At 68.2% G+C, this 25433-nt stretch carries 30 protein-coding genes; 15 read left to right on the forward strand and 15 right to left on the reverse strand.

The features are described 5' to 3' along the window. The first annotated feature begins 64 nt into the window (after window positions 1-64). The 3 genes from D0B54_RS10910 to D0B54_RS25185 all read left to right on the forward strand — a co-directional run bounded on the left by D0B54_RS10910 (window position 65) and on the right by D0B54_RS25185 (window position 1954). Window positions 65-856, forward strand: a complete 792-nt coding sequence (locus D0B54_RS10910; protein ID WP_117291355.1) for an outer membrane lipoprotein-sorting protein — start codon at window positions 65-67, stop codon at window positions 854-856. A gap of 134 nt (window positions 857-990) precedes the next feature. Then, window positions 991-1518: an REP-associated tyrosine transposase gene (locus D0B54_RS10915; protein WP_117291356.1), complete on the forward strand. Its 528-nt coding sequence runs from the start codon at window positions 991-993 to the stop codon at window positions 1516-1518. Further along, a complete protein-coding gene (locus tag D0B54_RS25185; protein ID WP_117291357.1) occupies window positions 1505-1954 on the forward strand; it encodes a DUF4279 domain-containing protein in 450 nt (149 codons plus the stop codon). Before D0B54_RS10915 ends, D0B54_RS25185 begins: the two co-directional genes overlap by 14 nt. A gap of 165 nt (window positions 1955-2119) precedes the next feature. Here D0B54_RS25185 and D0B54_RS10925 read toward each other — a convergent pair whose 3' ends face one another. Both D0B54_RS10925 and D0B54_RS10930 read right to left on the reverse strand, forming a co-directional pair. After that, window positions 2120-2530, reverse strand: a complete 411-nt coding sequence (locus tag D0B54_RS10925; RefSeq protein WP_117291358.1) for a nuclear transport factor 2 family protein — start codon at window positions 2528-2530, stop codon at window positions 2120-2122. Further along, window positions 2527-2943: a hypothetical protein gene (locus tag D0B54_RS10930; protein ID WP_117291359.1), complete on the reverse strand. Its 417-nt coding sequence runs from the start codon at window positions 2941-2943 to the stop codon at window positions 2527-2529. Before D0B54_RS10930 ends, D0B54_RS10925 begins: the two co-directional genes overlap by 4 nt. A gap of 124 nt (window positions 2944-3067) precedes the next feature. Here D0B54_RS10930 and D0B54_RS10935 point away from each other — a divergent pair, with 124 nt between their 5' ends. Both D0B54_RS10935 and D0B54_RS10940 read left to right on the forward strand, forming a co-directional pair. Further along, window positions 3068-3439, forward strand: a complete 372-nt coding sequence (locus D0B54_RS10935) for a DUF4345 family protein (protein ID WP_162932346.1) — start codon at window positions 3068-3070, stop codon at window positions 3437-3439. Window positions 3440-3450: 11 nt separating this feature from the next. Further along, window positions 3451-3648, forward strand: a complete 198-nt coding sequence (locus D0B54_RS10940) for a hypothetical protein (RefSeq protein ID WP_117291361.1) — start codon at window positions 3451-3453, stop codon at window positions 3646-3648. Window positions 3649-3655: 7 nt separating this feature from the next. Here D0B54_RS10940 and D0B54_RS10945 read toward each other — a convergent pair whose 3' ends face one another. Together D0B54_RS10945 and D0B54_RS10950 are read right to left on the reverse strand one after the other, a co-directional pair. Then, window positions 3656-3991 (reverse strand): hypothetical protein, encoded by a 336-nt coding sequence (locus D0B54_RS10945; RefSeq protein ID WP_117291362.1) that lies wholly within the window; start codon window positions 3989-3991, stop codon window positions 3656-3658. Beyond that, window positions 3981-4679, reverse strand: a complete 699-nt coding sequence (locus D0B54_RS10950; protein WP_117291363.1) for a cyclic nucleotide-binding domain-containing protein — start codon at window positions 4677-4679, stop codon at window positions 3981-3983. Before D0B54_RS10950 ends, D0B54_RS10945 begins: the two co-directional genes overlap by 11 nt. Before the next feature lie 262 nt (window positions 4680-4941). Between D0B54_RS10950 and D0B54_RS10955 the strand changes: the two genes are divergently transcribed. Together D0B54_RS10955 and D0B54_RS10960 are read left to right on the forward strand one after the other, a co-directional pair. Then, a complete protein-coding gene (locus D0B54_RS10955; RefSeq protein ID WP_162932347.1) occupies window positions 4942-6699 on the forward strand; it encodes an ATP-binding response regulator in 1758 nt (585 codons plus the stop codon). Further along, window positions 6696-12464 (forward strand): alkaline phosphatase D family protein, encoded by a 5769-nt coding sequence (locus tag D0B54_RS10960; RefSeq protein WP_117291365.1) that lies wholly within the window; start codon window positions 6696-6698, stop codon window positions 12462-12464. Before D0B54_RS10955 ends, D0B54_RS10960 begins: the two co-directional genes overlap by 4 nt. Here the strand turns inward: D0B54_RS10960 and D0B54_RS10965 are convergent. The 3 genes from D0B54_RS10965 to D0B54_RS10975 all read right to left on the reverse strand — a co-directional run bounded on the left by D0B54_RS10965 (window position 12453) and on the right by D0B54_RS10975 (window position 15460). After that, window positions 12453-13088, reverse strand: a complete 636-nt coding sequence (locus D0B54_RS10965) for a response regulator (RefSeq protein WP_117291366.1) — start codon at window positions 13086-13088, stop codon at window positions 12453-12455. The two genes, D0B54_RS10960 and D0B54_RS10965, sit on opposite strands and share 12 nt — an antisense overlap. Before the next feature lie 83 nt (window positions 13089-13171). Beyond that, window positions 13172-13627: a hypothetical protein gene (locus D0B54_RS10970; RefSeq protein WP_117291367.1), complete on the reverse strand. Its 456-nt coding sequence runs from the start codon at window positions 13625-13627 to the stop codon at window positions 13172-13174. Between the two features lie 201 nt (window positions 13628-13828). Then, a complete protein-coding gene (locus D0B54_RS10975) occupies window positions 13829-15460 on the reverse strand; it encodes an alpha-D-glucose phosphate-specific phosphoglucomutase (protein WP_117291368.1) in 1632 nt (543 codons plus the stop codon). A 56-nt stretch (window positions 15461-15516) separates the two neighbouring features. On the opposite strand from D0B54_RS10975, the gene D0B54_RS10980 reads away from it, so the two are divergent. After that, the gene (locus D0B54_RS10980; RefSeq protein WP_117291369.1) at window positions 15517-16011 is read left to right on the forward strand and encodes a DUF1249 domain-containing protein; all 495 of its coding nucleotides are present in this window, start codon (window positions 15517-15519) and stop codon (window positions 16009-16011) included. Between the two features lie 118 nt (window positions 16012-16129). Here D0B54_RS10980 and D0B54_RS10985 read toward each other — a convergent pair whose 3' ends face one another. After that, on the reverse strand, window positions 16130-16780 hold the full coding sequence (locus D0B54_RS10985; protein WP_117291370.1) for an arylesterase: 651 nt from the start codon (window positions 16778-16780) through the stop codon (window positions 16130-16132). Here D0B54_RS10985 and D0B54_RS10990 point away from each other — a divergent pair. Then, entirely contained in the window at window positions 16779-17297 is a 519-nt protein-coding gene (locus tag D0B54_RS10990) for a gamma carbonic anhydrase family protein (RefSeq protein WP_117291371.1), read from the forward strand. The two genes, D0B54_RS10985 and D0B54_RS10990, sit on opposite strands and share 2 nt — an antisense overlap. A 105-nt stretch (window positions 17298-17402) precedes the next feature. Here D0B54_RS10990 and D0B54_RS10995 read toward each other — a convergent pair whose 3' ends face one another. The 7 genes from D0B54_RS10995 to D0B54_RS11025 form a co-directional block, all read right to left on the reverse strand. After that, on the reverse strand, window positions 17403-17897 hold the full coding sequence (locus D0B54_RS10995; protein ID WP_117291372.1) for a SixA phosphatase family protein: 495 nt from the start codon (window positions 17895-17897) through the stop codon (window positions 17403-17405). After that, complete coding sequence (locus D0B54_RS11000) at window positions 17897-18259, reverse strand: VOC family protein (protein ID WP_117291373.1); 363 nt, start codon at window positions 18257-18259, stop codon at window positions 17897-17899. Before D0B54_RS11000 ends, D0B54_RS10995 begins: the two co-directional genes overlap by 1 nt. Beyond that, entirely contained in the window at window positions 18256-18969 is a 714-nt protein-coding gene (locus tag D0B54_RS11005) for a class I SAM-dependent methyltransferase (RefSeq protein WP_117291374.1), read from the reverse strand. Before D0B54_RS11005 ends, D0B54_RS11000 begins: the two co-directional genes overlap by 4 nt. Then, a complete protein-coding gene (locus tag D0B54_RS11010; protein ID WP_117291375.1) occupies window positions 18953-19267 on the reverse strand; it encodes an SCP2 sterol-binding domain-containing protein in 315 nt (104 codons plus the stop codon). The genes D0B54_RS11005 and D0B54_RS11010 overlap by 17 nt, the downstream gene beginning before the upstream one ends. A gap of 96 nt (window positions 19268-19363) precedes the next feature. Then, the gene (locus D0B54_RS11015) at window positions 19364-19627 is read right to left on the reverse strand and encodes a hypothetical protein (RefSeq protein ID WP_117291376.1); all 264 of its coding nucleotides are present in this window, start codon (window positions 19625-19627) and stop codon (window positions 19364-19366) included. After that, window positions 19624-20076: a PaaI family thioesterase gene (locus tag D0B54_RS11020; RefSeq protein ID WP_240433599.1), complete on the reverse strand. Its 453-nt coding sequence runs from the start codon at window positions 20074-20076 to the stop codon at window positions 19624-19626. The genes D0B54_RS11015 and D0B54_RS11020 overlap by 4 nt, the downstream gene beginning before the upstream one ends. Further along, complete coding sequence (locus tag D0B54_RS11025) at window positions 20073-20528, reverse strand: PaaI family thioesterase (protein WP_117291378.1); 456 nt, start codon at window positions 20526-20528, stop codon at window positions 20073-20075. The genes D0B54_RS11020 and D0B54_RS11025 overlap by 4 nt, the downstream gene beginning before the upstream one ends. Window positions 20529-20585: 57 nt before the next feature. Between D0B54_RS11025 and D0B54_RS11030 the strand changes: the two genes are divergently transcribed. The 6 genes from D0B54_RS11030 to carA all read left to right on the forward strand — a co-directional run bounded on the left by D0B54_RS11030 (window position 20586) and on the right by carA (window position 25419). Beyond that, window positions 20586-21218: a CoA pyrophosphatase gene (locus tag D0B54_RS11030; RefSeq protein WP_117291379.1), complete on the forward strand. Its 633-nt coding sequence runs from the start codon at window positions 20586-20588 to the stop codon at window positions 21216-21218. Then, complete coding sequence (locus D0B54_RS11035; RefSeq protein WP_117291380.1) at window positions 21215-21589, forward strand: MazG nucleotide pyrophosphohydrolase domain-containing protein; 375 nt, start codon at window positions 21215-21217, stop codon at window positions 21587-21589. Before D0B54_RS11030 ends, D0B54_RS11035 begins: the two co-directional genes overlap by 4 nt. 34 nt (window positions 21590-21623) lie before the next feature. Further along, window positions 21624-22433, forward strand: coding sequence for a 4-hydroxy-tetrahydrodipicolinate reductase (gene dapB / locus D0B54_RS11040; RefSeq protein ID WP_117291381.1), 810 nt, complete (start codon window positions 21624-21626; stop codon window positions 22431-22433). A gap of 125 nt (window positions 22434-22558) precedes the next feature. Next, complete coding sequence (locus tag D0B54_RS11045; protein ID WP_117291382.1) at window positions 22559-22999, forward strand: globin family protein; 441 nt, start codon at window positions 22559-22561, stop codon at window positions 22997-22999. A gap of 40 nt (window positions 23000-23039) precedes the next feature. Then, the gene (locus tag D0B54_RS11050; protein WP_117291383.1) at window positions 23040-24134 is read left to right on the forward strand and encodes a PA0069 family radical SAM protein; all 1095 of its coding nucleotides are present in this window, start codon (window positions 23040-23042) and stop codon (window positions 24132-24134) included. Between the two features lie 154 nt (window positions 24135-24288). Then, window positions 24289-25419, forward strand: a complete 1131-nt coding sequence (gene carA / locus D0B54_RS11055; protein WP_117291384.1) for a glutamine-hydrolyzing carbamoyl-phosphate synthase small subunit — start codon at window positions 24289-24291, stop codon at window positions 25417-25419. Window positions 25420-25433: the final 14 nt, after the last annotated feature.

Below are 25433 nucleotides of genomic sequence, written 5' to 3' on the forward strand. Positions count from 1 at the left end.
CGAACCCAAGGCGCCGGGCTCCTTTTATTCCTAGAGCTAGTCTCTTGAACGGGAGGTTCGCCACATGCCCAAGCTGCTGCGCTCCGCCTGGATGCTCGGCTCCATGCTCGCGGCGGCCTGGCCCGGCACCGCGGCACCCGCCGCCCGTGACGAAGCGGCGTTGCGCAGCTGCCTGGCAGCGAACCTCCCGCAGAAATCGCTGGCGCAGGACATCACCCTGCGCCAGACCGATGCCGCCGGCGGCAGCCGCGAGCTGGTCGGCAGCTGGTACTGGCAGCGCGGCAGCGACGGCCACCAGGCCATGCTGCGGTTGTCGGCACCGGCCGACCTTGCCGGCGCCGCCTACCTGTTCGTGACGCGCAAGGGCAAGGAGGACTACTACGTCTACCTGCCGGCCGTACGCAAGGTGCGCCAGGTCACCGGTGCCGGCGTGGCGCAGTCGCTGTTCGGCAGCGGCCTGTCGGCCTTCGACCTCAAGTTCCTCTTCAGTGGCCTGCATGGCGGGCGGCTGACGCGCATGGGCGCCGGCTACAGCGGCGGCCGCGCGGTGGAGCAATGGCGCTTCCTGCCGGCCGGCAACGATCCCAATGTCCTCTACGACCGCCTGGACCTGACCATCGACAACGGCTGGTGCCTGCCGCTGAAGGCCGATCTCTACGGCGGCGTACCCTGGAAGCGACTGGAGCTGGACCCGGCCTCGATCCACCAGGTCAACGGCCGTTGGGCCCCGGGCCGCGCTGTGCTGACCGACCTGCGCGAGCGCAGCACCACGGTGATCCAGTTGCGCAACGAGCGCGTCGATATTCCGCTGGCACCGGAGCTGTTCCGGCCCAACCGCTTCTACAAGGCGCGCTGATTCAGTTGCCGAAGCGGTACTTCAGATATCCCGTCCGCGGACGCGGATTGCCGACCTCTGCGTGAATCAGCCTGAGTAGGGCGGGTCCTTGACCCGCCTGTCGCGAACCCTCGCGATGCTGGCATCATGGCCACATGCCTCGATACACCCGAGCCTGGGTTCCAGGTGGCACATTCTTTTTCACCGTCGCCTTGCTCGAACGGCGGCGCGCGCTGCTGACGGAGCACATCGCGACGCTCCGCACTGCGTTCAAGGAAGTCCACGGTCGCCGACCTTTCGAGATCGATGCCATCGTGATCCTGCCGGATCACTTCCATGCTGTCTGGACCTTGCCGCCGGATGATGCCGACTTCTCGACCCGGATCCAGATCATCAAGTCGCTCTTCAGTCGCGCCATTCCGGCCACTGAGCGACGATCCGCGCGCCGGCTTGCGAAGCAGGAGCGCGGCATCTGGCAGCGTCGCTTCTGGGAGCATGCCATTCGGGACGAGAACGACCTGCAGCGACACGTGGACTACATCCACCACAATCCCGTGAAGCATGGACACGTCGCGCGAGTGCGGGACTGGCCCCACTCCTCGTTCCACCAATACGTCGCCGAGGGTGTTTACCCGATAGACTGGGCGGGAACGGTGGAGGTGGCGAGCGATGATAGAGAGTGACGCGACAGGCGGGTCAAGGACCCGCCCTACTCGAGCTACTCCCGCTTTTCGAACATTTGTACGCCTTAAGATCAAGAGCAAGAGCTTTAGCGCGCCTCAGATCTCCGAAGCTCTTGGTCTAAAGTGTGATAAGTCTGGGATGCCCGGGGCTGCTGCGCCCGCCGGGATTCGGGATACCCACGGTTGGATATTGAACTCCGGGTTGGCTGAGGATGCACCGTTAGACGAGCATACTGCATCGCTTTTGAGGCGACTTTCAGGGGTGCATGGTCGGATATCCGCCTTGTCCGTAGATTGTGATGTCGTTTTTTCTTGCGCAATTTACTGTGAAAGCGCGGATGCTCCGGCACTGCATTTTGAGAAGTCATTTGTATCGGAGATCACCAAGTTGGGGGCGAGCTTGGATATCGATCTCTATTTCCTGAATAGGGATTGAGCGGAACCCAAAAATTTGGGTGCGCTCCATAAATTGGAGTGCGCCCCTAGACTGAGACACAAAGTAAGGGACCGTTCTCAAGCATCGTTGCCCCTGTCTGAGAGGTAGGTGTGAGCCCGAGGGCGGGTCCTGGACCCGCCTGTCGCAAGTTCTAGCCTGGCCTCGCTAGCGGCCGAAACGATATTTCAGGTAGCCGCCCCAGAGCTGCGGATTGCCGGCCACCGCGCGGATCAGCCTCATTTGGTCGAAGTACACCACGCGCTCCGCGCCCAGGCCGTCGCGGATCAGGAACCGGTCCACTGCGGGTATCGAGAGGGTCTTGCGCCCCAGCGGCAGCAGCATCTTCCACTCGATGAAGACGTAACCGCCGCTTTCGCTCCAGCGCGTGACCTCGCCGTGGAACTGTGGCAGCCACGCCAGCAGCCGGCGGAACTCGCGCAGGCTTGCCTCGCGGCCGCGGATCGGCGGCAGGTGCGGCTGGATCAGGACTACGTCCGGGTGCAGCAGCGCCATCAGGCCCTCCGGCGTCGGCCGCGCCCAGGCCTCGGCGAACTGCTCGGCGAAAGGCCTGCTCATGGCTGCGCCGCTTCAGCGCGCCGCAGGTCCAGTGCCAGCCAGGCCAGGATCGCCACCGGCCCCCAGATGCCGAAGATCTCGATCAGCACGCTGCGCGTCGGCATCCCGAAGCCCAGGTACTCGCCGACGTGGTGAACCGCGTGCAGCGCCGAGAACAGCAAGGCCATAGCCACCAGCGGCAGCGCCCGTGCGGGCCGCAGCGCCGCCCACAGCAGGGCCGCGCCGATCGTGAGGTAGGCGGTGCCGACGTCGGTGACGAAGTGCGCGCTGTACAGCGCCGCGCGCAGGGGATTGGCGATGCACAGGTACCACTGCTGCGTGAACGTCACCATCAGCAGGCCGTTGGCCAGCGAGGTGGCCGCCATGAACATCAGCAGGAAGTAGCGCAGGGGCGGGTGCGGTGAGAGGCTCATGCAAGGCTCCGGGGCAGGATGCTGCAAGCCTAAGCGATCGGCGCGGCGATGCCATTACCTCCGCGGTAATTGTCCGCCGCCTGCCCTGGGAGGAGCATGGCCTCACACCTTTCGGGAGTTCGTCATGACCCAGATGACCATCGTCGCTGCCCTGTTCCTGCTGATGGGCCTTGCGGCCTTCGCCGTGCCGCGCCGCTTCCTCGGCAGTTTCGACCTGCTGGCGCAGACGCCGACCGCCCGCAACGAGATCCAGGCGGTCTACGGCGGGTTCGGGGTGGCGATGGCGCTGGTGCTGGTGGCGCCGTTCTGGCTGCCGCAGCTGCGTGACGGCATTGCCTTCACCGTCGCCCTGGCACTGGCCGGCATGGCCCTGGGGCGGGTGGTCGGGGCGCTGCGCGAGTGGCCGGGGCCTGCGCCGGTGCTGTTCTTCTTCGTCGAGGCCGTCGGCGCCGGGGTGCTGCTCAGCGTGCTGCCGTCCGGCAGCCTGTCGCTCTGAGGAGAAAGACCATGATATCGATTCCCACGCTGGCCGCCGCACTGCGCCGGCTGTTCGACTTCAACGCGGAAACAGTGGTGCTGGAGGAAGGCCTGCAGGCCGCCTGCAGCGGCCTGAGCCTGGCCAGCTACGGCATCCCGGTGGCGCCGGTGTGGCTGCCGCAGGGCGAGCTGCACGCCCGGCTGACACAGCCGGCGCGCGCGGACTGAAAAAGCGCTACAGCAGCAGCCCGGCCGCGCCCAGGGCCTCGCCGATCGAGGCGCGCGGCGGCCAGTACTGCAGGTGGCCGGGCACGGTGATGCCGATGGCGCCGTAAAGGTCCGGCTGCTCGCGGACCAGGCACAGTGCCACCCGGCCGTCCTCGCCGTAGACCAGCACGGCCGGCGTCTCGCCGGGGATGTAGGTCCAGCGGTGCCAGTAGGGCTTGAACAGGCGCGGCAGGCGGTTCTTCACCTGCTCGAAGCTGGATGCGAACTCCGCCAGCTCCTGCGCGTTGAAGCGGGTGCCGAGCTGGATCTGTTCGTGGATGCCCATGGCGGCCTCAGGCGGCATGCATCATGCCGGCCGACTGGCCGTTGTGGATCGTGCCGGCCGCCGGGCCGCCGTGGATGGTGCCGCCCTTCTGGCCGTTGCGGTAGATCAGGATATTGCGGCCCTGCGAGTGCACGAAGCCCTCGTTCTTGAGCTTCTTGAGCACGCGGCCGGCCATCTCGCGCGAGCAGCCGACATGGCGCGCCAGCTCCTGGCGGCTGATGCGCACCACGGTGCCGCTGGGGTGGGGCACGGCATCCGGCTTCTTGCTCAGCTCCAGCAGCGCATGCGTCAGGCGCCCGGCCACGTCCATGAAGGCGAGGTTGGCGACACGCTGGTTGAGGTCGCGCAGGCGGCAGGCCATCTGGCCCGACAGTTCGAACATGATGTCCGGGTAATCGCGGACGAAGCGGCGGAAGCCGGCGTAGCTGAACTCGGCGACCAGCGCCTGGCTGCGGGTGCGGACCACCGCGCTGCGCAGGTTGTGCTCGGGGAACAGCCCCATTTCACCGAAGAACTCGCCGGGATTGAGGTAGGCCAGGACCACTTCGCGGCCCTCATGGTCCTCCAGCACGACGCTGACCGAGCCTTCCAGGATCAGGTACAGCGACTGTGGGTCGTCACCCGCGTGGATGACCGTGTGCTTGGCCGGGAAGCTCTTCTTGTGAGCCTGGCAGACGAAAGCCTGTACAGCCGATTTGTGCAGCATCGCAGAATCTCCCTGATCCCTCAGATGGAGGAAACCTCTGCTTTCCGGCCGAGGAATCCGCTGAACCTGCGCCTGGTGGAGAGGCATCCAAGCCATCCCAGAACGCCAGTTCATCCTGATCCCGCGCCGGGTGCGGCACAATTGGCCTGATGGGTGATTCAGGTTGAAGGGGATTAGCCGAATGGCTAATAGTCGGGAAGAGCGGGGAGGGGTAGCGTTGGACGAATCCAATTTCTCCAGCCGGAGCGCCACGGACTTGGGCATGGCACAACTACCTGTCGACCTGCGGGAGCGGGACTCCGAACTGCGCTCCCTGCAGGGCGAACTGGTATTGCTGATGGCCCAGCAGGCGCGCCGCATTCCGCTGCAGCGCTACCTGACCAGCGTGCTGATGGCGGTGCTGCTGTGCTTCTACGTCAACCCGCTGCTGCCGCTGCTGTGGCTGGTGGCGGTGGTCGCGGTGGTGGCCATGCGCACCCACACGGTGCTGCTGCTGCCCGAGGACCGCAGCCGCAGCGACGAGCGCAAGCTCGGCCTCGCCGCCGCCCTGTTCTGGGCCAGCGGCGCGGTGCAGGCCCTGGTGGTGCTGTTCTTCCCCGTGGTGCCGGTGCTGATCGGCGCCATCGTCACGATCTACGTCGTCGGCGTCTGCTCGGCCACGATCCAGTCCACCGCCGGCTATCGCCGCATCTGCCTGCCCTACGTGCTGGTGATGATGGGGCCGGTGGGCCTGGTCTGGACGCTGACCACCGTGGGCGACGTCGGTGTGGTCGAGCGGATGCTGTTCGCCGGCCTGATCCTGGTCTACATCACCACCATGCTGAGCCATGCCCGTGGCGTCTTTGGAGTGTTCATGGAGTCGTACAACATCCGCCAGCAGCGCGAGGACCTGAACCGCAAGCTGCGCTCCGCCCTGGGCAACGCCGAGACCGCCAACCGCGCCAAGACGCGCTTCCTGGCCTCCGCCAGCCACGACCTGCGCCAGCCGATCCATGCGCTGTCGCTGTTCAGCGGATCGCTGCTGCTGCGGCCGATGGATGCGCGCACCAGTGCCATCGCCGAGCAGATCGACAAGGCGGTCAAGTCGCTGGCCTCGCAGCTCGACGCGCTGCTCGACATCTCGCGCCTGGATGCCGGCGTGATCGAGCGTTCCATCTCCAGCATCGACCTGTCGGCGCTGCTGGCACAGTTGATGGAGGAGTTCCAGCCGCAGGCCGAACGCAAGGGCCTGCGCCTGACCTGGCATGGCCCTGCCGGCGGCCAGGTACGCAGCGACCCGATGCTGCTGCAGCGCATCCTGCGCAACCTGCTGTCCAACGCGATCAAGTACACCGACAGCGGCCGTGTCGAGCTGGTGGTGGAGCCGCGCGGCGACAAGATCCGCATCGGCGTCGCCGACACCGGCCCCGGCATCCCCGAGGCTGAACAGGAGCGCATCTTCGAAGAGTTCTACCAGCTGCAGAACCCGGAGCGCGACCGCAGCAAGGGCCTGGGCCTGGGCCTTGCGATCGTGCGCCGCCTGACCGAGCTGCTCGACATCGAGCTGCTGCTCAGCTCGGCGCCGGGCAGCGGCAGCTGCTTTTCGGTCGATATCCCGGTCGCGCGCAGCGAGGGCAAGCCGGTCGTGGCGCCGGAGCCACAGGCCGGCCCGTCGTGGCGTCATATCCAGGTGCTGGTGATCGACGACGAGGAGGCCATCCGCCTGGGCATGCAGACTTTGCTGGAGGAAATGGGCTTCAGCGTCGCCGTCGCTTCCTCCACCGAGGCGGCGATCGACCAGGCGCGCCGCTTCCAGCCCTCCATCGTGCTGGCCGACTTCCGCCTCTGCGGCCAGGACAACGGCATCCTCGCGATCCGCTCCCTGCGCATGGTCTGGCCGGAACTGCCGGCGCTGCTGATCAGTGGCGACACCGCGCCCGACCGTCTGCGCGAGGCGCGCGACGCCGGCGTCGAGTTGCTGCACAAGCCGGTCAATGCCACCGCCCTGCGGGAATCGATCCTCAAGGCCGTCAACGAATGACGCCGGGCCAGGCCCAGCCCAGCGACCGCACGACCCGCTGGCTGTCGCGCGAATTCGCCGAGCTGCTGGCCGACCCGCAGAAGTGCCGGCCGCAGCCGGCCCTGGAGCCGGCCTACGACCTGGTGATCGTCGGCAGCGGCTACGGTGGCGCGATCGCCGCCGCCGAACTCGCCGGAAGCAGCGAGAACGGTCGCCCGCTGCGCATCTGCGTGCTGGAGCGCGGCCGCGAATACCTGCCGGGTGCGTTTCCCTCGCAGCTCTCCGAATTGCCCACCCAGTTGCGCGGCAGCTTCGGCGGCAAGACCAAGGGCGGCGAGGGCCTGTTCGACATTCGCGGTGGCCGCGACATCGGCCTGCTGGTGGCCAACGGCCTGGGCGGCGGCTCGCTGATCAACGCCGGAGTCATGGAGACGCCGCGTCAGGAGGTCTTCGACCGGCGCTGGCCGCCGGCGCTGCGCGATCGCACGGCGCTGGAACCGTACTATGCCGAGGCCAAGGCCTTGCTGGGCGCGGCCCACGACGGCGTCGACAACCGGATCGACGGCCATGTGCAGCTGCGCGGTGAGCCGCTGGCCAAGACCCGCGTGCTCGGCATCATGGGCCGCTCGGCCTTCCGCGAGGCCGCCATCACGGTCGCCCTGAGCGACCGCCGCAACGCCGAGGGCGTGGAGCTGAAGGCCTGCAAGCTCTGCGGCGACTGCGCCACCGGCTGCAACTACGGCGCCAAGGAATCGCTGGACACCAACCTGCTGGTGCGCGCCGCCCGGCGCGGCACGGACATCTGGTGCGGCGCCACCGTATTGCGCCTGCAGCGCCCCGCGCCGGGGGTGGATGCCTGGAGCCTGGAACTGGTCCACACCGACGAGAAGCTGCGTCTGCAGGATGCGGGGCCGCGCTGGCTGACGGCACGCCGCGTGATCCTGGCGGCCGGTGCGCTGGGCTCCAGCGAAATCCTGCTGCGCACCAACCGGCGCGAGGCCGGTCTGTCGTTCTCGCCGCTGCTGGGCCAGCGTTTCTCCGGCAACGGTGATCTCATCGCCTTCGGCTATGACTACGGCCCGCAGGGCCAGGCCAATGCCGTCGCCGACGAGGACCAGCCGCCGCAGCAACGCCGCGTCGGTCCCACCATCACCGGCGTCATCGATGCAACGGTGGACGCCGCGCCGGGCCTGGCCGCGCAGCGCATCGTGGTGGAGGAACTGGCCGTGCCCGGCTCGCTGCGCCGCGCCGCCGAGGAAGCGATCACCACCGCCAACACCCTGCACGAGCTGGGCTGCTTCGACGACCGCCCGCACCAGGACGGCCATCCCGCGGACGATCCCTACGCCGTGCACCGCGAGCGCATCCGCCACATGTCGGTGTTTGCCGCCATGGGCGACGACGGCGCCGATGGCAGCCTCTGCCTCGAGGGCGAGGTGGAGTCGCAGCAGGGCGACGGCCATGTCGCCGTGGTCTGGCCGGGCCTGCCGCAGCGCCCGCTGTTCGACGCGCAGCTGCGCAAGATCGACAGCATGCGCTCTGCGGCGGGCTTCGGCGGCCGCACCATTCCCAACCCCCTGTGGCGCTTCCTGCCGGAGTCGATGGCCTTCCTGGTGCAGAACGAGCGCGGGCCGCTGGCCAGCGTGCACCCGCTGGGTGGCTGTCCCATGGGCGACAGCGCTGCGCAGGGCGTGGTGGACGACTGCGGCCGCGTGTTCGACCCGGCCCGCGCCGGCGCGGAGCAGCCCTGGCACCAGGGCCTGGTGGTGCTCGATGGTGCGATCCTGCCCTCGGCACTGGCCACCAACCCGGCATTGACGATCGCCGCCGTCGCGCTGCGCGCGGTGCGCCTGCTGCGCCAGGACTGGGGCTGGACCGCAGCCGCGCCGGACCTGCCCGTACCGGTGCAGCGACCGCAGCTGATGGATGTCGAGCAGGCCATCATCGCGCGCGCCGCCGAGCCGCGGCCGGCCACGATGATCGGCGTCAGCGAACGCCTCGCCGGTCCAGTGGACCTGCGCGATGCACAGGGGCAGCTCCGCCAATGCTGGGTGGAGCTGACGCTGGGCTATGCACCGCTGGCGCTGGAACGGCTGTTCCGCCCTGACGCACAGGGGCGCCTGAGTGCCGCGCAGCTGACCGTGGGCGAGGGCAGCGAGGCGACCTTGCGAGTGTTCGCGCTGGCCGACTGGCGGCGCCTGCAGTGCCTCACCTTGTCCCTTGAAGAGCGCCAGCGCGAGGAGGCGCGCGTGGCGCGCAGCTATCGCGTAACCGGCACGCTCACGGTGATGGAGCGCGAGGCTACCGGCGTGGCGCGGCGCACGGCCCGCGGCGCCTGGGCCTGGCTGCGCAACCGCGGCCTGCGCGACAGCACGCAGGGGCTCATCGAATGGGCGCACAAGGCCGCCGCCGGCGACCGCAGCGACGGCCCCGGCCCGGTGGAGCGCGTCCGCGGCATGCTGCAACTGGCCAGCCATGCCGGCGAACGCCGTCGCTTCGACTACCGCTTGCGCATCGTCGAGCAACTGCCGTGTGAACCGGGTGCTACTGCCTTCGACGCTCCCGCCGGCTTCGTCGGCGGCGACATCCGCGGGCACAAGCACATCAGCTATGGCCGGCCCAGCAATCCCTGGCGCCAGCTGCAGGAGCTGTCGCTGAGCGAACTGGCCGGTCCGCTGGAGGGACCGCGGCTGCTGAGCCTGGATCCGCAGTACCTGGCGGCGCGCGGACGGCCGCTGATGCGCATCGAGTCGCAGCGCGACCACATCGAGGCACTGGCCGACTTCGTATCCCTGGCCGGCTACTTCTCGCGCATGCTGCTGACGATCCACATCTGGAACCTGCGCAAGCCGGACAAGGTGAAGCACCGCGAGGTGCAGCGCCTGCCTGGCAAGCTGCCCGGCCTGCCGGCGCCGGAAATTCACTGGATCGAGCTCGGCGAGGCCGACGGCTCGCCGCTGCGCCTGCGCCTGGCGCGCTACCGCCGCGATCCGCGGGCCACGCCGGCGGCCAGCGGTCCCGTACCTGCTCCGGCACCTGTCCTGCTGATCCACGGCTACAGCGCCAGCGGCACCAGCTATGCCCATCCGGCGCTACGCCCGAGCCTGGCGGCTTGCCTGGCCGACTGCGGGCGCGACGTCTGGGTGGCGGACCTGCGCAGCAGCGCCGGTTTCCCCAGCGCCTGCCTGCCGTGGAGCTTCGAGCAGGTGGCGCTGAACGACATCCCGGCGGCGGTGGACTACATCTGGTGGCGCAGCGGCCAGCAGCCCCTGGACGTCGTCGCCCACTGCATGGGCGCGGTGATGTTCAGCCAGGCGGTGCTGTCCGCCGGCAAGACGCCGCAGGAGATCACCCGCCTGCTGCGGCCGCGTGCAAGCTCCACGGACTGCGGTCCCGATCGCTACGCCGTGCAGCGCAAGGCGCTGCCGGGGCGCCTGCGCCGCGTCGTGCTGTCGCAGAACGGACCGGTGATGGTGATGAGCCAGCAGAACATCTTCCGCGGCTACGTCATGTCCTACCTGGAGCAGATGTTCGGGCCGCTGCGCTACGCGTTCCGCCCTGAGCCGGGCGAGGGCCTGGGCATGGAGCTGCTGGACCGCTTCCTCGGTAGCCTGCCGTACCCCGACGAGGAACTGCTGCTGGAGAACCCCTGGCAGCCCTGGAAGCGCACCGAGCACCTGGCGACACGGCACCGCATGGACGCGATCTACGGCCGCACTTTCTCGCTGGGCGCGCTCAGCCCCGAGGTGCTGGAGCATATCGACGACCTGTTCGGGCCGCTGAATCTCGACACCGTTGCCCAGGTCATCCATTTCTCGCAGCAGCAGACCATCACCGACCGCAGCGGCCGCAACCGCTTCGTGTCGCGCGACTCGCTGCAGGCACACTGGAACTTCAAGACGCTGGCGCTGCACGGCCAGGACAACGGCCTGTCCGACGTGGCCACGGCCTACCGTGCCGAGGCCGTGCTGCTCGGCGCCGGCTGCCACGTCGAGCGCCGCGTAATGCCGCACATGGGCCATCAGGATTCCCTGATCGGGCGCGACGCGGCGCAGACCTGCGCGGTGATCCGCGACTTCCTCGACGCGCCACCGGATCACCCGCGCTTCCGCCAGCACCAGGCGCCGCGGGTCTACACCGCCGAGGTGCCCTGGCTGGGGCCGATGCTCAACCGCCAGGAGGATGGCTCGCTGCTGCTCGGCATCGGCGCCAGCCCGCAGCTGGGCCGCCCGGAGGCGCTGTGCCTGTTGCCGGTGGAGCGCGACGCCGAGGGCCGCTGGTGCTATGAGGCCTTGATGCAAGGCCTTGGACTGGGACCGGAAGACACCCTCTGGCGGCCCGGCGACACCGACACCGACTGGTTCGCGCGGCCGCTGCCGGACTGGGCGCGCGATGGCCGGGTGCGGCGCCTGCTGGTGCTGCCGGTCTACCCGCAGCCGGCCTGCATGAGCCTGCGCGGATTCGATCCGGGCGACAGCAATGCCGCGCAGCGCCTGTGGCGACGGCACGCGTCGCAACTGCCGCGCGCGACCGATTCGGCGATGGCGGCGGCGATCGAGCGCGCGGTCGACGGCATCAACCGCAATCCCGGAGCGAGTCCGCCGGGCCTGCTGCGCCTGCCGGGCCCGGCACCGGCCGGCCTGCGCCTGGCGCTGGGCAGCTGCCTGTATCCGCCGGGTATCCTCAATGAACGCCCGGCCTATCGTGCCTGGGACCTGCTCAACCAGCGCCTCGACCGGCGCGAACGCGATCCGCTGCGGCCCGACCTGCTGGTGCTCACCGGCGACCAGATCTATGCCGACGCCACCGCCGGCATGTTCGACCCGACCCTGGCCGACGACCGTTACCGCAAGCCCTACGAGACCTGGCTGCGCAACCGCAGCGTGCGGCGCGTGCTGGGACGCGTGCCGCTGCTGACGCTGCCCGACGACCACGAGCTGGACGACAACTGGGCGCCGCTGCCGGCCGAGGCCTCCGATGCGGCGCGGGCGCGCAACCGCGAACTGCAGGAGCGCGGCCTGCGTGCCTTCCTGCGCTATCAGCGCCTGCAGTGGACCGCGACTGCCGAGGAGACGCTGGCGCAGCCGCTGTGGCGCGCGCTGGAAGTGCAGGGCGTTCCGCTGTTCCTGCTCGACACCCGCAGCCGGCGCAGCGGGCGCGGACCGGGGAGCGAGCAGTCGCTGCTCGGCCAGGCGCAGTGGCAGGCGCTGCGGACCTGGTTGCTGGCGCAGCCGCAGGATTGCCCGAAGCTGATCGTCTCGCCCTCGGTACTGTTGCCGCGGCATCGCTACGCCATGCCGGCGCGACTGGCCTTCGGGCAGGAGGACCGCAGTAACCGCGCCAGCTGCCGTTCCGATGGCTGGGACGGCTATCCCGGCGACCTGTTCACCCTGCTGGACCTGATCGGAGCGAGCGGCCTGCGCGGCCTGGTGTTCCTGTCCGGCGACGAGCACCTGGGCCTGTTCACCCGGGCGCGGCTGCGGCGTCCCGACGGCAGCGGCGAAGTGCTGCTGCATTCGATCCACTCGGCAGGACTCAACACGCCCTACCGCTTCGCCAACGCCGATCCCGCCGAGCTGGCGCTGCAGGAAACCCTGCGCTTCCAGGGCGCTTCCGGAGAATGGGAGTGCGAGGTCGACAGCCAGGTCTTCGAGGGCGCGGGGTTCACCCTGCTGTCGCTGCAGCGGCAGGCCGATGAGGGCTGGCGGCTGCATTGCCGCTTCGACACCGACGAGCCCGCCGCGATGCCGCGCGAGCGCGGCGTCGACGTCGTCCTAGATCTTTAGCCCCAGGCGCGCCGCGGAGAACACCGCCTCGGTGCGGTTGTGTACGCCCAGCGCGCGGAACGAGGCCGACAGGTGCGCCTTGACCGTCGCCTCTGAAACGTCCATCTCGCGGGCGATCACCTTGTTGGCCTTGCCCTGCATGGCCAGGCGCAGCGTTTCCACCTGGCGCGGCGTCAGTTCGCCGAGCACGTCGCCCGAAGCCTGCTGCGCCTGCGCCGCCGGTGAGGTCGAGCCCAGCAGCGCATGCGGCGGCAGGTAGGTGCCGCCGGCCAGCACCAGGCGCAGCGCCGCCATCATCACCGCATGGCTGGAGGTCTTGGGAATGAAACCGGCGGCGCCCTCGTCGATCGCCTGCACGATCAGCGCGGGATTTTCCTCGGCGGACAGCACCACGATCGCCGGCTCGTCATAGCGCTGGCGCAACGCACGCAGCGCCTCGAAGCCATGCATGCCGGGCAGGTGGAAGTCGAGCAGGATGACGTCGAACGGCGCGCCGGCCGGCTGGTTCAGGGCGGTGGCGCAGCTGGAGGCCTCGGCGAACACGACATCGTCGGCCAGGTTGGCCAGCAGCAGCTTGATGCCCTCGCGAAACAGCTCGTGATCGTCGACCAGCAGGATCTTCAATGCTTGCCCCGGGTACGCGGAAGGCCGTCATTCTCCGGGGACAGCATGCATTTTGCCACCCCAAGGCCCGCGATTGCGGCCATCTACTTGCTGCGGCGGCGTGCTTTTGCCCTCAGCGGCGTGCGCGGCTCGGCGGTGGTCGTGCGCTTGGCCACATGCGGTTTCGGTGCGGGGATGCCCTTGATGTCGACGCGTTCGTCGGCCAGCGCGATCGCGCCGAGTACCGAGTACACCAGGTGCCCGCCATCGGCGCTGGCGGTGACCGCATGTCCGGGCTCCACGATCACCGTCGCGGTGCTGGCGCCGTGGCCGAAGGTGATCGCCACCTGCTTGCCGTTGACATGCAGCACCGTCCACAGATCGTCGCCGCTGCTGTCGATGCCACCCGCGGCGCCGAAGCTGCCGGGTTCGCCGAAGCTGATCGTCACCGCCACGCGCCAGGGCGTGGCGTTGGAGTAGATCGGATGCGTGCTGGCCTTGCCGGTGTAGGCATGCAGCACCGGACCTTGCTGGCACAGCGGGGCGATGACTTGGCTCATGGGGCCTTCCTTTGCTTCCGGGTGAGGGTTGAGCTTGGAAACAGCAATTGGTCCGCAAATGAACGCGAATAAACGCGAATGGATCAACAGGAAACGCCAACGGCTGGCTACGCCGGAAGGCGTGCGACAGAGGCAGCAGCCCCCTTGCTTCCATTTGCGTTCTTTGCGTTCATTTGCGGACTACGTGATTCTTGTTCGGGTTCAGGTGACGACGCTCGGCGCCTTGCGGCCGGTGAGTTCGCCGATGCGGGTGATCTTGTCCGCCAGGTTGACCAGCGGTGCCAGCGCCTCGCGCGTGTCCCAGTTCAGGGAGCTTTCACGCGTTTCGTAGCGCTCCAGGTACACCCGCAGCGTGGAGCCCTTGGTGCCGGTGCCGGACAGGCGCAGGATGATGCGGGCCTGGTCGCTGAAGATCACGCGCAGGCCCTGGTTGACCGCGATGCTGTTGTCTTCGGGATCGCGGTAGCTGAACTCGTCGGCCTCGCTGACGGTGTAGTCGCCGAAGTTGCGTCCCGGCAGTTCCGACAGCTGGTTGGCGAGCGATTGCATGACGCTGTCGGCGGCCTGGCCGGACAGTTCGTCGTAATCGTGGCGCGCGTAGTAATGGCGGCCGAAGCGCTTCCAGTGATTCTGCGCAATCTCCTTCACCGACAGGCCGCTCACCGCCAGCACGTTGAGCCAGGCCAGTACCGCCCACAGGCCATCCTTTTCGCGCGCATGGTCGCTGCTGGTGCCGAAGCTTTCCTCGCCGCAGAGTGTCAGCTTGCCGGCATCGAGCAGGTTGGCGAAGAATTTCCAGCCGGTGGGCGTTTCGTAGAGCGGAATCGCCAGCGCCTTGGCCACCTTGTCGGCGGCGCGGCAGGTCGGCATCGAGCGCGCCAGTCCCGCCAGGCCGCGGCGATAGCCGGGCAGCTCATGCAGGTGCGCCGCCAGCATCGCCAGCGAATCGCCCGGCGAGATGAAAATGCCCTTGCCGAGGATCATGTTGCGGTCGCCGTCGCCGTCGCTGGCGGCGGCGAGGTCCGGGCCGTTGGCACCGAAGGCGAGATCCACCAGCGGCTTGGCATAGATCAGGTTGGGATCGGGGTGGCCGCCGCCGAAGTCCTCCAGGGGACTGGCGTTCTGCACGCTCAGCAGCGGCGCACCGAGCTGCTCGACGAAGATGCGTTCGGCATAGGGGCCGGTGACGGCATGCATCGCGTCGAAGCGCAGCGTATGGCCGCGCTTGAACCAGTCGCGGATGCGGTCGAAGTCGAACAGCTGCTGCATCAGCTGCGAATAGTCCTCGACACAGTCGACCACCTCGATCTCGGTGTTGCCCAGCGTCTGCAGGCCGCGCCGGTCCAGGTCCACCTGGCCGCCGTCGTGCGCGCGGTAGCGCGTCAGCGTCTTGCTGGCCTCGTAGATGCGGTTGGTGAGGCCCTCGTTGGCCTGGCCGCCGCCGGTGATGTTGAACTTGATGCCGAAGTCGCCGTCCGGGCCGGCCGGGTTGTGGCTGGCCGTGAACAGCAGGCCCCCCTGAGCCGCGCGCTTGCGGATCAGGATCGAGGCCGCCGGGGTCGAAAGCAGCCCCCCCTGGCCGACCACGATGCGTGCCACGCCGTTGCCGGCGGCCACCGCGCAGGCGGTCTGGATCGCCGTACGGTTGTAATAGCGCCCGTCGCCCCCAATCACCAGGGTGCCGCCGCGCAACTCGGGCACGCAGTCGAAGATCGACTGCAGGAAGTTCTCGAGATAGTGCGGCTGCTGGAACACCGCAACTTTCTTGCGCAGTCCCGCCGTGCCGGATTTCTGGTCGAGGTAGGGTTTGGTGGAGATGTCGCGAATCGCCATGATGCTCCCCTTTGTTATGTTTGTCCCAGTCGTGAGCCCTATCTTATAGTCCAGCCATGCAAGCCTCCACTGGCAACGGTTACATCTGTCCCTGCTGCGGCAAGCCGCGGCGGCTGGCGCATCTGCTCGATCTGTACGACCGCAACTACCACCTGCTGGAGCGTCTGATCCCGGAGCTGGAGCTGCCCTTCGATGAGGCGGTCTCGCGCAGCCAGAGCGACCTGCCGCTGCATCTCAAGGTCACCGACCGTGATCGCTACACCGTCAGCTTCCGGCTGTCATATGAATTCGTCGACGAGCAGGGGGTGCGGCGCCAGCCGGACCTGTGGGTGCGTGTGTACCGTGACGCCGCCGTGGCCGAGGCCCTGGCCTGCAGCCAGCGCCCGCCCTGGGACGCCAGGGAGGAAGGCGACCCCAAGGCCGGCCAGTTCCTCAGCGCCCAGTGGCAGCGCAACCTGATGCTGGGCAAGTGGCTGGAGTACCTGCTGGAACACGGCCACGGCTTCAGTCTGGCGGCGCGGCCGCGCCTGCACCCGACCGCGGCCCTCTGATTCGACCAAGGATTCTCGGTCCGCAAATGGACGCAAATGAACGCGAATGCAAAACGCTTGATTTGCGTTTATTGGCGTTCATTTGCGGACTGATTCTTTCCGGCCCCTGTGGCCGTGCCTAGATCGCGCCGGCCTTCTTCAGCAACTCCGCGATAGCCGCTGCCATCTCCCGGTAACCCTCGGCATTGGGGTGAATCTGGTCCGATTTCAGGCTGCGTTTGCCCAGCACCTCGGCGATCACCTCATTCTCGATCGGCAGCTGGTATTCCTGCGCCAGCGCGGCATAGCCGGGCTCGGCCTGCAGGGACAGCAGCTTGGGCTCCGGCACGCCCAGCAGCATCAGCGAAATCCCGCGTCCGCGGACCTCCTGGATCATCGCGCTGAGGTTGGCGCGCATCTGGGGGCGGTCCAGCTGGCGCAGCATGTCGTTGCCGCCCAGGCACAGGATCACCAGCGCAGGCTTGGCCTCATCCAGCACGCCGGGCAGGCGCTCGCGCCCCTCGGCGGTGGTTTCCCCGGGGACCCCGGCGTTGACCACCTTGCGTCCGATCAGGCCGCCCAGCACCGCCGGGTAGCTCTGTTGCGGCCCGGCACCGGTTCCGTAGGTGAGGCTGTCGCCGAAGGCCAGCACCACGCCGTCGGGCGCCACGGCCGGCAGCTTCGCGGTCTTGGTGCCGCAGGCGGCCAGCAGCAGGGCCAGCGCTTGCAGCAGCAGCAGGCCCGCCGCCAGACTGCGGGAATCACTGACCCGTTTATGGACAATGCGCATGATCTACGCCCTCGATGGACGAGCACCCCAGTTTAAGGGGGATTGCTGGGTTGCACCCAATGCCACCCTGATCGGCGCGGTGACGCTGGAGCATAACGCCAGCGTCTGGTTCAACGCCGTGCTGCGCGGCGATTGCGACGAGATCGTGGTCGGCGAGAACAGCAACGTCCAGGACGGCTCGGTGCTGCACACCGACCCCGGCATCCGCCTGACCATCGGCCGCGACTGCACCATCGGCCACCTGGTGATGCTGCACGGTTGCGACATCGGCGACAACACGCTGATCGGCATCGGCTCGGTGATCCTCAACCGCGTGAAGATCGGGCGCAACAGCATCGTCGGTGCCAACTCCCTGATCCCCGAAGGCAAGAGCTTCCCGGACAACAGCCTGATCGTCGGTTCGCCGGCCAAAGTGGTGCGCGAGCTGGGCCCCCAGGAGGCGGCGTTCCTGAAGCTGCAGGCGCAGCACTACGTGCAGAACGCGCAGCGCTACAAGGCCAAGCTGCAGGTGGTCTAGGAGCTGTCACCCCGATCCCCGATCGCAGTCAGTTGGGCTTTACCCTACGCGGATGACCGTGCGGCGCGCGCGTGGGCTGAAGCCCACCTTTGCGGCATCTGGAACCTAGTCGCCGTCTTTGGGATACAGGTAGTGGCGCAGCTTGCCCTGGCCCGGCGCCGCGTCGCGCCAGTGGTCGATGTCGAGCGCCAGCTGCACCACGGCGCAGGTCGGCATCTCGTCGAAGGGGCAGGGTGCCAGCAGGCCGGCCAGCTGGCTGAAGCCGGGGTTGTGGCCGAACAGCATGACGTGACCATCGGCGTCGTCGAGCTGGCGCAGCAGCTGCAGCAGGGTGCCGGGGCTGGCCTCGTAGATCTTCGGCTGCAGCTGGATTTCGTCCATGCCCAGGCCGAAGGCCTCGGCGAAGACGTGCGCGGTGGTGATCGCGCGCAGCGCCGGGCTGGAAACCAGGCGATCCGGACGGCCCAGCAGGCGGTAGGCGCGCTGCGCCATCTGCGGCGCGTCACGGCGCCCGCGCTCGTTCAGGGGGCGCTCGAAGTCGCTCAGTTCTTCATAGTCCCAGGAGGACTTGGCGTGTCGTACCAGACTCAGCAGGCGCATCAGGTTTTCTCGTGGCAAACCGCTTCGATGTTGCGGCCGTCGGCGTCCAGCACGAAGGCGCCGTAGTAATAGGGATGATAGTGCGTGCGCAGGCCCGGCGGACCGTTGTCGCGGGCGCCGCCCTGCAGTGCGATCTGGTAGAAGCGGTCGACTTCCTTGTGGCTGCGCGCGCGGAACGCCAGGTGCACGCCGACGGTGGGTTTGCCCTGGTGGATCCAGAAGTCCGGCTTGCCACCCTGGCCAAAGCCGACGTGCCCTTCGTACTCGATCACGACTTCGTAACCCAGGGCGCCGAGCACCGCGGTGTAGAAGTTCTTGGCTTCCCAGTAATCGCTGACCTCGATGCCGACATGGTCGATCACGTTGCGCTCCCCGTGAGGTATACGTCGAATCTAGCCTGCGTGCCGCGGAAGTCCAGCCCCGGTTTGCGGGAGGCCAGCCAGGGCGCCTTCAGTGGCCGCTTCACCACCACCCGCAGGCGGGCGGCCGCCAGCGCCGGTTCCAGCAGGCCGTCGGCATCGGCATCGGTGCCGGCCAGGTCGCGGAAGATCTGCATCTCCTTCTGCGGCAGGGCGGTCTTGCCGCTGTGCGGGTACATCGGGTCCAGGTAGATGCTGTCCCAGCGCCCGTCCCGCAGCACGTCCGCAGCCTCGGCGCTGCGCAGTTCGATGCGTGCCGCCACTGCTGCCAGGTCCGGGTCGGCCAGTGCGCGGCGGTGCGCATCGGCCAGCAGGGCGGCGATCTGCGGCTGGCGCTCCAGCAGCGTTACCCGCGCGCCCAGGGCCGCCAGGGTGAAGGCGTCGCGGCCCAGGCCGCCGGTGGCGTCGAGCAGTTCCAGGTCCGGCTTGCGCGCCAGCCCCACCGCGCGCGCCAGCAGCTGCTTGCGCCCGCCGGCGATGCGGCGGCGCAGCTCGGCGCTGCCCCAGTCGACCCAGATCGCGCCGTAGTCGGGACGGTGCAGGGCGCGCAGTTCCAGCCGCCCCTGGTTTTCCTGCAGCGCAAACGAAAAACCCCGGGCATCGCTGCCCAGGGTCTGTTCAGCCGTGATCGCGGGATCAGAGCTTGGAAGCATCGAAGAAGCTGGCCATGCGCTGGGCCAGCATCAGGTCGCCGTCGACCTGCAGCTTGCCGGTCATGAACGCGGTCATGCCGTTGAGCTCGCCCTTCATCAGCGCGATCAGATCGTCGTCTTCCATCGTGATGGTCAGGTCGGCGTTGCCGGCGGTGCCGTCATTGACGACGCAGGTGCCGTTGTTGATCACGACATTGACCGGCTTGGAGCAGGCGAAGTTGATCGTGCAGTTGGTGCCCGAGGCTTCGTCGGGGTTGAACGCGGACGGCAGCTTCTTGAGGAAGTCGGCGGCGGACATGGTTTTCTCCAGATTCGTGGTAGTAGTTGAGGCCCCGGATCGTAAACCCGGCGCGCCGTGCTGGCAATGCAGATCGCGAGGTGCTGGAAAGGAGCCTTACTGGCCCTGTTCCAGGGTGCCGGACAAGTGTTTCAGGAGTCTTTCGGCCAGGGCATCGTCCACCAGGACGATGTTGATGCTGTTGCGGTAAACCCGGTTCTCCCCGCGCAGCGCCTCGATCTTCGCCTCGTCGCCGCTGCCGGCCCGCAGCAGGCAGTAGTCGCGGCCCTGGTGCAGGCCGGGCTCCAGGCGCTTGAAGGCGCGGAAGGCGCTGCCCTTGGGCAGGCCTGCGCGCTCGTCCAGTTCGCGGAAAGTCCTCACTCCGTCGTCATCAGCAGGAAATGGGCCCTGGCCATGGCGATCGGACGCTCCTGGCTCTTCTGCCAGCAGCGGATCGTCGCCTGCGCCACGCGGCTGCCCATGCGGCCGATCTCGCAGTCGGCGTACAGCTCCTCGGTGCGTGCCGGCAGCAGGTAGTCGATCGAGAAATCGACGCTCTTGGGCACCCGCGCCGTGTCGAGCTGGTACAGCAGGTGCAGCATCGCCGCGTTCTCCATGAAGGCCGCGGTGATGCCGCCATGGATCGCCGGCAGGCGCGGATTGCCCACCAGCTGCTCCCGGAAAGGCAGCGTGGCGCGCGGCCGGCCCTCGTGCAGCGACAGTTGCACGCCGAGGTATTTTGCATAAGGCACGGCGGCGACCAGTTGCGAAAAGTCGCCGTTTTCGCGGGCCAGGCTGCGGGCTTCGGCGAAGGGGTCCATCACTGTCATGACCTCGGCTCCGGGTTCCAGGGCTTGCCGGCGGAAGAACGCATGAAGGCCGACTGGCTGATCGCCACCGGCTGTTCGCGGTCGTCCTGCCAGACGCTGGCGCGCACGAAGGCGATGTGCGAGGTCAGGCGGAAGCACTCGGCGCGGCAGTACAGGTCCTTGTCGCGCATCGCGGGGCGCAGGTAGTCCATGCGCAGGTCCAGCGTCGCGATGGTCTCCGGCGTGGGGGTCGCGGCGAGCACGGCCAGGCCGCAGCTGCTGTCCACCAGCACGGTGATGGCGCCGGTGTGCAGTACGCCCCGGATCGGGTCGCCGACCCATTCCTCGCGGAAGGGCATGCGCAGCTCCACGCCTTCCGGCGACCCCCGGACCAGGCTCAGGCCGCACTCGCGCATGTGCGGGATATAGCTCAGGAAGGCCGCCGCGATCGTCTCGAGGTTCTGGGTGTTCATCCCGCGATTGTAGGGGAAGGGGGTACACTTCCGGGCAGAAAAATTCGGATTCCGGTAATGACGATGACCGACTGGGAGGCACGCCTGCGCCGCGCGCTGGCGGATACTTCCGAGCAGCCGCCGCGGCCGATGGCGCGGCTGGAACTGCCGCTGAACATGGACAAGCTGCTGCTGACGCCGGCGCTGATGAAGTCGCTGCGTCCGGCCGCGGTGCTGGCGCCGGTGATCCGCCGTCCCGGCGGGCTGACCCTGATGTTCACCGTGCGCGCCGACCACCTGCGCTCGCACAAGGGCCAGATCAGCTTCCCCGGCGGGCGCCGCGACGAGGGCGACGCCAGCAGTGCCGCCAACGCCCTGCGCGAGGCCGAAGAGGAAGTGGCGCTGCCGCCGGCCAGCGTCGAGGTCATCGGCTACCTCGACGACTATCCGACCATGACCCGCTACCTGGTGACCCCGGTGGTGGGCATCGTCAGCGGCGAACCGCCGATCCACCCCTGCGAGGATGAGGTCGCGGAAATCTTCGAGGTGCCGCTGGACTACGTGCTGGACCTGAAGAATTTCGAGCGCAAGCTGTTGTCGAACGAGGGGCTCAACGTGCCCTTCTTCGAGGTCAACTGGGGCCGGCACCGCATCTGGGGCGCCACCGCCGGCATGCTGTGGAACTTCGCCAACAAGGTAGCCGCCGTATGATCAGACCCTTGGCAGAGGCCCTGCGCCTGCAGCGGGAAGCCGCCGAACTGGAGTTCGACTGGCGCCACCTGGATGAACTCTGGGACAAGCTGGCCGAAGAGGTCGGCGAGCTGCAGCAGGCCGCCGGCGAAAGCCAGGACCGCCGCGAGGACGAGCTGGGCGACCTGCTGTTCATGGCGGTGAACCTGGCGCGCCACCTGGGCGTGGATGCCGAGCGCGCCCTGGCACGGGCCAATGCCAAGTTCGAGCGGCGCTTCGGCCACGTGTGCAAGCACCTGGCGCAGCTGCCGCCGCCGGGCGACCCGCGGCGCCTGGACGAGATGGAGCGCTACTGGCAGGAGGCCAAGCAGGCCGAACGCGCAAAGCGCTAGAATCCCGGCCCGCTTTTACAAGCCGTTTTATGCCATGACCCAGTCCCCCGTTCGCATTGCCGTCCTCGGTGCCAGTGGCCGCATGGGCCGCGCCGTGATCCAGGCCGCCGACGCCTCGCCGCGAGCCCGCCTGGGTGCCGCGCTGGAGCGCGAGGGTTGCCCCGAAGTCGGTCAGGACGCCGCCCAGCTGGCCGGCCTTGCCGCCGCCGGCGTGAAGATCCTGACCCAGCCGGAGCAGGCCGCCGCCGACTTCGACGTGCTGATCGACTTCACCCGCCCGGAAGCCACCGTGGCGCTGCTGCCGTTCTGCGTCGAGCACGGCAAGGCCATGGTCATCGGCACCACCGGCTTCACCGCAGACCAGCAGGCGGCGGTGGAGGAAGCGGCCAGGCGCATCCCGATCCTCAAGGCCGGCAACTTCAGCATCGGCGTCAATCTCTGCCTGAAGCTGCTGGAGGACGCCGCGCGCGTGCTGGCGGAAGACTTCGACATCGAGGTGGTGGAGGCGCATCACCGCCACAAGGTCGACGCGCCCAGCGGCACGGCCCTGATGATGGGCGAGGCCGCGGCCCGCGGCGCCGGCCGCGAGCTCAAGGACTGCGCGGTCTACGAGCGCTACGGCCACACCGGCGCGCGCGAGCGCCAGGCCATCGGCTTCTCCACCGTGCGCGGTGGTGACGTGGTCGGTGACCACACGGTGATGTTCCTGGGCGAGGGCGAGCGGGTCGAGATCAGCCACAAGGCCAGCTCGCGCAGCATCTTCGCCAAGGGCGCCGTGCACGCCGCGACCTGGGTCGCCGGCCAGCCGGCAGGTCTGTACTCGATGCGGGACGTGCTGGCCTAAGTAGGGCCTGTTACCGCTCGTCGCTCCGCTGGTCGGCCGCCCATAAAGTCCGACCGGCGGCGGCCGATACGGGGGGTACCCCAGTGGCCGCTTTCCTGCTGCCGCGGAAGACCGTCCGTGACCCCATGACGCCCCGACAGATCAAGAACGTCCAAGTCAGTTTCGAGCGAATCGCTCCCTACTCGGCTCAGGCCGCCGAGTTGTTCTACCGCCGTCTCTTCATGCTCGATCCCGCGCTGCGCCCGCTGTTCCGGGAGGATCTTGTCCGCCATGGGCAGCAGCTGATGGATGCCCTGGCCTGGGCCGTGCGCGGCCTGCAGGACCGTGCGGGCCTGATCGCCTCGATCCAGGCCCTGGGCCAGCGGCATGCCGGATACGGTGCCCGGCCGGAGCACTACGACACCGTTGGCGATGCCTTGCTCTGGGCCCTGCAGCAGGGCCTCGGCGACGAGTTCAGCCAGGAGGTGCGCGATGCCTGGGTCGCGGCCTATGCGCTGATCGCGGGCATCATGCTGGATGCGGCCGCGCAGAAGAGCGGAAAAGTCCTGCCGTTCCGCGCCGCCTGACGGAACCCTGCCGGCCCGCGCATGGGATAATGCGCGGGCCATGTCAGCCCCCATTCCCGAAGCGATCAAGACGCGCGGGGCGGCCTCCAACCCGGAGGGCCGCTTCGAGACCCGCTCGCGCGAGGATTTCGACGATGGCTGGCTGCTCGACGAACCCGACCGCCCGCGGCCGGATACCACGGTCACGGCCGAGGCCTCCAAGACCGTCATCACGCGCAACCAGTCGCCGGACATCGGCTTCGAGCAGTCGATCAACCCCTACCGCGGCTGCGAGCACGGCTGCATCTACTGCTACGCCAGGCCGGCGCATGCCTACATGAACCTGTCGCCGGGCCTGGATTTCGAGACCCGGCTGTTCTACAAGCCCGACGCCGCAAAGCTGCTGGAGGCCGAGTTGCGCAAGCCCGGCTACCGCTGCTCGCCGATCGCCCTGGGCTCCAATACCGACCCCTACCAGCCGGTGGAGCGGGAATACCAGGTGACGCGGGCGATCCTGGAGGTGCTGCAGCGCTGCCGCCACCCCCTGACCATCGTTACCAAGGGCGCCGCCCTGCTGGAGCGCGACATCCCGCTGCTGGCGGAGATGGCCAGGGACAACCTTGTCGAGGTTGCCATCTCCATCACCAGCCTGGAGCCGGAGCTGAAGCGTGCCCTGGAGCCCCGCACCGCCGGGCCGCAGGCGCGGCTGCGCATGGTCCGGCAACTGGCCGATGCCGGCATCCCGGCGATGGTGCTGGTGGCGCCGGTGATCCCCTTCGTCAACGACGCCGAGATCGAGCAGATCCTGCAGGCGTCCCACGAGGCCGGGGCCCGCGAGGCCTCCTACATCATGCTCAGGCTGCCGCACGAGGTGAAGGACCTGTTCCGCGAGTGGCTGCAGGTGCATTACCCGCAGCGTGCCGAGCACGTCATGAGCCTGGTGCAGCAGATGCGCGGGGGCAAGGACAACGACCCGCGCTTCGGCGTGCGCATGACCGGGCAGGGGGAGTACGCCCAGGTCATCGCCCAGCGCTTCAAGATCGCCGCGGCCCGTCTGGGCCTGGGCCGGGGGCGGCGGCTGAAGCTCGATACGGCGCTTTTCCGTCCACCGCCGCCGCCACCGCCGGACAAGGGCCAGATGGGTTTCGGGTTCTGAAGCCGCGGGGCTGCGTTAATTTCAAAAATATTTCACTGAAAAGCGCGAAAAGCCATGGACGTTGTGCACTGCACACACTAGAATTCGCGCCTAATCCACGACGGGGGCCAAAAGCCCCCGTTTTAGTGTCCGTCCCAAGGATTAGGCCAGCTCTATGACCCCTTCCAAACCGGCTTTGCTCGCACTCGCCGACGGATCTGTTTTTCACGGTATCTCCATCGGCGTTGACGGTCAGACCGTTGGCGAAGTGGTTTTCAATACCGCAATGACGGGATATCAGGAAATCCTGACCGATCCGTCATATCGCGAGCAGATCGTCACCCTCACTTACCCCCACATCGGCAACGTCGGCACCAACGACGAAGACGCCGAATCCGGCAAGGTGCAGCTCGCCGGCCTGGTGCTGCGCGAAGTGCCCCGCCGCCACAGCAACTTCCGCTCGACCCAGGACTTCAGCGAATACCTGAAGGCCCAGAAGGTCGTGGCCATCGCCGGGCTCGACACCCGCCGCCTGACCCGCCTGCTGCGCGACAAGGGCGCCCAGAACGGCTGCATCCTGGCCGGCCGCAAGATTTCCGAGAAGACCGCGCTGAAGCTGGCCCGCGAATTCCCGGGCCTGAAGGGCATGGACCTGGCCAAGGTGGTCTCGGTGCCCAAGTCCTACGAGTGGACCACCGGCTCCTGGGAGCTGGCGACCAACCGCGAAACCACGCTGGGCAAGGCGAAGTTCCATGTCGTGGTCTACGACTACGGCATCAAGCGCAACATCCTGCGCATGCTGGTGGACCGCGGCTGCCGCATCACCGTGGTACCGGCGCAGACCAAGGCCGCCGAGGTGCTCAAGCTCAAGCCCGACGGCGTGATGCTGTCCAACGGCCCCGGCGACCCGGAGCCCTGCGACTACGCCATCGCCGCCTCGCGCGAGTTCATCGCGAAGAAGTTGCCGCTGTTCGGCATCTGCCTGGGTCACCAGATCCTGGGCCTGGCCGCCGGCGCCAAGACGCTGAAGATGAAGTTCGGCCACCACGGCGCCAACCACCCGGTGCAGGACTTGGAGACCGGACAGGTGATGATCACCAGCCAGAACCACGGCTTCGCGGTGGACGAGGCGACGCTGCCGGCCAATGTCGTTCCCACGCACCGTTCGCTGTTCGACGGCTCGCTGCAGGGCATCCGGCTGACCGACGCGCCGGCCTTCAGCTTCCAGGGTCACCCGGAAGCCAGCCCCGGCCCGCACGACGTCGGCATGCTGTTCGACCGTTTCATCCAGATGATGGCCGCCTGAGCCCGCACCAGCCC

This window comes from Solimonas sp. K1W22B-7, from assembly GCF_003428335.1.
Taxonomy (GTDB): domain Bacteria; phylum Pseudomonadota; class Gammaproteobacteria; order Nevskiales; family Nevskiaceae; genus Solimonas_A.